General features: G+C 58.3%; 6 protein-coding genes. 5 read left to right on the forward strand and 1 reads right to left on the reverse strand.

The features are described from left to right. Positions 1-569, reverse strand: a 569-nt coding sequence (locus tag AC286M_RS37130; protein WP_488209195.1) for an IS5 family transposase, incomplete at its 3' end; no start/stop codon positions are given. Between the two features lie 537 nt (positions 570-1106). Between AC286M_RS37130 and AC286M_RS37135 the strand changes: the two genes are divergently transcribed. From AC286M_RS37135 to AC286M_RS37155, 5 genes are all read left to right on the forward strand, one after another. Next, complete coding sequence (locus AC286M_RS37135) at positions 1107-1652, forward strand: hypothetical protein (RefSeq protein WP_488209191.1); 546 nt, start codon at positions 1107-1109, stop codon at positions 1650-1652. Positions 1653-1986: 334 nt separating this feature from the next. Beyond that, positions 1987-2244, forward strand: coding sequence for a hypothetical protein (locus AC286M_RS37140; RefSeq protein ID WP_488209192.1), 258 nt, complete (start codon positions 1987-1989; stop codon positions 2242-2244). A 370-nt stretch (positions 2245-2614) separates the two neighbouring features. After that, a complete protein-coding gene (locus AC286M_RS37145; RefSeq protein WP_488209193.1) occupies positions 2615-2839 on the forward strand; it encodes a hypothetical protein in 225 nt (74 codons plus the stop codon). Between the two features lie 944 nt (positions 2840-3783). After that, complete coding sequence (locus AC286M_RS37150; RefSeq protein ID WP_488209196.1) at positions 3784-4647, forward strand: sensor histidine kinase; 864 nt, start codon at positions 3784-3786, stop codon at positions 4645-4647. Positions 4648-4723: 76 nt separating this feature from the next. Then, a complete protein-coding gene (locus tag AC286M_RS37155) occupies positions 4724-5083 on the forward strand; it encodes a response regulator (protein WP_488209194.1) in 360 nt (119 codons plus the stop codon). The last annotated feature ends 148 nt before the right edge of the window (positions 5084-5231 follow it).

Consider the following 5231-nt stretch of genomic DNA (forward strand, 5'->3'; position numbering starts at 1 on the left):
TGCACCAGCCCATGCGCCTGCGTCACGTCGTTGACGTTGGCCGCTGTGCCCACCACCGTGTGCACCAGGCCCGAATCCGCATCGACTCCGATATGCGCTTTCATCCCGAAGTGCCACTGATTGCCCTTCTTGGTCTGGTGCATCTCGGGATCGCGTTCGCCGCTGCTGTTCTTGGTCGAACTCGGCGCAGCGATCAGCGTGGCATCAACCACCGTGCCGCTCTTGAGCAGCAGGCCCTTGGCCGCCAGCGTGGCGTTGACGGTGGCCAGGATCTGCAGGCTCAGGTTGTGGGTTTCGAGCAGGTGGCGGAACCGAAGAATGGTGCTCTCGTCGGGCAGGTTGTCCTCACCGGCATCCAGGCCCACGAACTCACGGATCAGCGCCATGTCGTACAACGCCTCTTCCATCGCCGGGTCCGAGATGTTGAACCACTGCTGGATGAAGTGGATGCGCAGCATGGTTTCGACGGCAAACGGTGGGCGTCCGCCCTTGGCACCGGGGGCCGGTGCGTGCGGCGCGATGAGGGACACCAGCTCGGCCCAGGGCACCACAAGATTCATCTCGTCCAGGAACTCGCGCTTGCGCGTCCTCTTGGTCTTGCGCTCGAATCCCGCTCTCGCCCAGGCTCAGTTGCTTCATGCCGTCAATGTCTCACATCTCGGACCAGCACGGCCGAGGTTGTGCAGACCTTCCCTAAGGGAGGGAAATCTCATAGACCTTGTAGAGGTTCGAGGCGGACCTTGGCGACGCCGGCGCCCTCAGCCTTTGAGTAGAACAAGAGCCTCGCCGGCGTCCTGCGTCATAGCGCTCGGTCCCTTGCCGCAATTTCGTGATATGCAGGACCCAATTCGTTCCTGTTTCCATGGTTGCGCAAACCAGTGCCGCTGGTGTCAATGACGGCACGGCTGTGGTCACCTTCCGGTCACTCCTGCGCAACTAGAGCGCTGTTCCCGTTCGTCAAGCGCAGATTCATCATCTTCTTGAGGATGGTGACATGCAACACGCGATCGGCACGTTCGACGGCTGCGCCGGTTCCCGCGGCAGGACAGTACAGCGTGGTGTCGGGCAGTGTGCGTGTTCTTACCTATTCACCGTCGGCGACAGGCGTGAGCCCGTCGACCAACTTCACCGGCCGCAGCGGAACAGACAAACTGCTGGCCGATGGGGCCGTGCTCCTAGTCGGCGGTGAGGTGTTGGTCGAATACAGTATCCGCGTCAATTTCGTCAGTCGTTCAGGCACGATCTCGACCACTGCCAGTGGCCTGGCGTCCCGAGGGGTAGGCGCAGATCTTACCGATCTCTCCGTCAACGGATCCGAACCGGAGCCCGCTGGTATGGGTCGTCCTGACACGCTGACCTCCCCCACGGTGGTCGCCGCTCCTCCTTTGCTCAGCCTGTCGCAAGAGGCATCTTTGCCACGCCGCATCGGTCTCGATCAGTTTGAGATCGACTACACCTTGATGGCGACGAACAACGGGGCAGTCGCGGCCAATGCGGTTCGGGTATTCAACAATCTTGACTGTGCTCTGCGGCAAAAAAAGTGCTGGCGCGGTGACGCAATGGCAGATCGTCACGGCGCCCAAGGCAAAGAACGGCCGCCTGGTTGGAATATCCCAGCTTTACAGGCTCGGCACCTTGCAATGACAGCGTAGACCGCGAAGAGCGGGGCGCCAGTGCGCGACCCGCTCTCTCTAACTGACGGAAGTGGTGCCCTTGGTTCGGGAGAATCCGAAGTAATAACCTTCACCGTCAAGGTGACGTTGACCCGTACGCCGGGAACGCGAGCTCTAGTTGACAACAAGGTCACTGTCGGCAGGGTTGACCGGCTGTATCAAGAACACGCCGTTAGCCGCGAGTGGCGTGGAGCGCCCCGTGGCACAGGACATGGGAAGTGCCCCCAAGACGGGCAACATCACTTGGACCTTCGGCGGAAGCCTGTTTCCTGCCAAAAGCAGTTGAGTTGCTGTTTGTCGTGGATGTCGCGCCATGACGAATCCTACAGAGGCTTCCAGCATCGCACCGCTTGTTGGAATTGAGGAAACTGATTATCCCAACACGCAGCTAAGCGAAGGCCATGAGATGAACGCCGTAATGGAGAAGCGTCCTCGTGGATCAGGAGTACGTTGGAAACGACGCACATCAAACGTGCGTGATGCCGATGAAGCGGCTCCTTTCAACATACCCGGTGCTGGAGCAAGCTATGTATGCGTTCGGAGATTTGCCCACTGCGCAAGCGTGGCTTGACGAGCGTCATCCCCGTTTGCGCGCGAGTCCATCCAAGGTCTTGATGCGTGGAGATGGCCATGTGGTCGTCGCAGCTATTGCAGGCGTTGCGGAAGGATCCGAGTTGTCACGACAGAACGCGTCTGGTACTGGCCACGCCCGCTATACACCCGTGATGTACCCTTTTGGGAGGAAATGCACCGCGCGGCTGCAATCGAGGGCGATCAGAAATCACCGCGGGTCTTCCATTCTGCGATGTGGGGGAGCGCTGTGATTCTTGGTCATGCATGGCGCCTCGTTCGACCTCTGCAAGGATTTAACTACACGCGGATAGTGCCGTGTTCGGTCGCGGGCCTCGCTTTCATGAGGCCGGGGACAAGGTTGCCTATGCTTGGTCCTCCAGCGAGATCGCGTTCTTGAACATGCTTCTGCTGAACGGGGTCCCGTCACTCCTCCCACGCAGCTCATTCGAGAAAAGCTGCAACTCCCATGCGATGGCCGTATCCCCACTCTGGACGCCTGCCTGGCAAGTGGCATTCTGCGTCGCTCCGACATATCCCCCACCTCGCAGCTCGCCGGACAGCTCAGACGCAGACCTCCCTGGTGTCTGGATTAGAAGCTACCTCGTTCCCTCTCAGTACATGTTGTTGCGTAAATCTGGACGATTCTGAGGTCTCTCGAATCAGCGCGCTGAGCTCTCAAGCGATGGACAGAAGCGCTTTCTCTTCTAGTTCAACTCTGAGCCTTGGCGGTGCACCGCATGAAGGCTCGCACGGCCGTCGCAAACGTGGAGATGCAACGGTAGAGGAATCGAAACTTGCATGGCTCCTCGCCGACCACCGCCACACAGCCGGTAGCTGGTACGCTATTGCTCGTTAGTTAACGCCGCAACATCCTCTGACTCTTCGTCGGTTCGCATCCAGAAGGTGCGAGTCTGGGTCACGAGAAGCGCGGTTTAATTTGACGCCTCTACGGCAGTCGATGCCACGATATGTTGTACTGTATGGCGCCCCATCAAAAGCAGCCGTTCGAGCAGCCGATATATGTGTAATTTCTTCGTAGTCTCTGCTTCCGCATCCTTCCCACAGGGTCGCATGAAATGCCACTGAGAAATTTTCTGCGTCCGCGTCGTTGGTTGAAAACCGCCGACATTGAACCTCGGGTTCTCCAAGCTTTCGAGTCGGCATCCTTCCAGGATGCACCTAGGATTGATCGGCGCTTCAACTGGGTGGTATTGCTTGCCGCCGCGTACTGCCTGACAGCATTTACACCCGGGTGGGAGACTTCGAACATCGTCACGATGGTGGTGATGTTCGCTTGTTTTCAGGCGATGCGGCTGGTGCTTTACCGTTGCTTTGCCGACAGCGTGGCAGCCTATCCGCGAATGACGATGGGAGCGTTGGCCAACGCGCTTCCATTGGGGCTGTTCGCCATAGGGGCTGCCGGGACTGGAGAAGTCCGAGCACATCGAACTGTCTTTGCTTTTGGTGGCGGTACAAATCGGCAGCATGACTGCCTACCCACGGTTCATAGGCATTCTAGCGCACCTATAACCTTTTGGTGATCGGTGGCGACACGCTGGGATGGTGGCTGAGCGACCATCCTGATCGCTTTGGAGTGGTCGCTGTTCTCCTTTGCTTGATGCTGGTTCTGGAAGGCGCATCCAGACGTTATTACCGATTTGCGATACGGACGGCTCGGCTCAAAGTCGCCAACCGGGCGCTGACGCACAATCTACAGGAGAAAATTGCCGAGCTTGAAAATCTGAATAGGTCAAAAACGAGCTTGCTTGCCGCGGCTTGTCACGATCTCAGACAGCCTGCACACGCAATGGGCATCCTGCTGGAGGTTGCCATGGCGGGCAATCTGGACGAGGAGACGCGTTATAAGTTGCAGGAACTGCAGCGCAGCAACATGGCGTCGAACCACTTGCTCACGGCACTCATGGACCTGGCGCGTTTGGACAGTGGGGCCCTGCAGTGCAACAAAGTTTCCATGAAGCTGGAAGACGTGTTGCAGGAGGCGAAGACCCAGTTTTTTCTCCCCGCGCTGCAGAAAGGCCTCACGCTTGAGATTCCTGAGGCTCGCCTCCAGGTTAAATCAGATCCCTACCTCTTGCGTCGCGCCGTTTTCAACTTGCTGTCCAACGCCATCAAGTACACGCGAACAGGCGGTGTCAAGATCACACTGCGTCAAGTAGGGAACACCGTAAACCTTGCCATCGTTGACACTGGTGTTGGGGTCGCAGCTTCAAGGCAGAAGCACATCTTTGAGGAGTATGCCCGCCTTGAGGAGGGTGGGGATGGGTTTGGCATCGGATTGTCTACCGTCAAGCGTGCTTGCCAGCTTATGGAGCATCCTCTTAGCCTGGAGTCCACTCTTCGGGCTGGGGACTACTTTCACGATCCAGTTAGAGATCGATGATCGGCCAACTGACCATTTGTGTGAAACCGAGCACTATTCGAGCATAAACGGGCCGCGAGAATTTGAGGAGGCTAAATTGATTGCTGTAATAGAAGACGACCCAGCGATCCGTCAGGCATCAGTCGAACTTCTTCAACTGTGGAACTTTGACGTAGTAGAGGCGGAAGGCGCCACCGCCATGATCGAGATGATTCGCTGCAATGGCCTGCAGCCTGCCTTGCTTCTGTCTGACCTGCACTTGAGGGGCGAGAGTGGCTTCGCGGCGATAAGGGCGATTCGAGCGTTGCCTGCGTTGCACGATATGCCCGCGGTGCTGGTCACAGGAGATCTGGATCCGCATTGTCAGCAGATGGCAAACAATACGTCTGTCGAGCTGCTGCACAAGCCCGTGTCACCGCGCCAGCTGCACGACATCATCGCCAAACTGGTGAGCTGAGGGGGCCGCATCCCCCTGCTAGAAGGGATGGATCGGACTGCCGGGCACCTAGCCAGTCCTGCCAGTTGGAGTAGCTCCGCCGGCACCAACAGCGAAAGCTTCCGCCCCTATGGCCCAACGCAAGACGCGTGGTGACCTGCCCCCCACC

This window comes from Thainema salinarum CENA647 (assembly GCF_057732415.1).

Excerpts from the sequence above, each read along its gene's own strand:
- AC286M_RS37140 (WP_488209192.1), top strand. The coding sequence starts at position 1,987 with ATGACGAATCCTACAGAGGCTTCCAGCATCGCACCGCTTGTTGGAATT.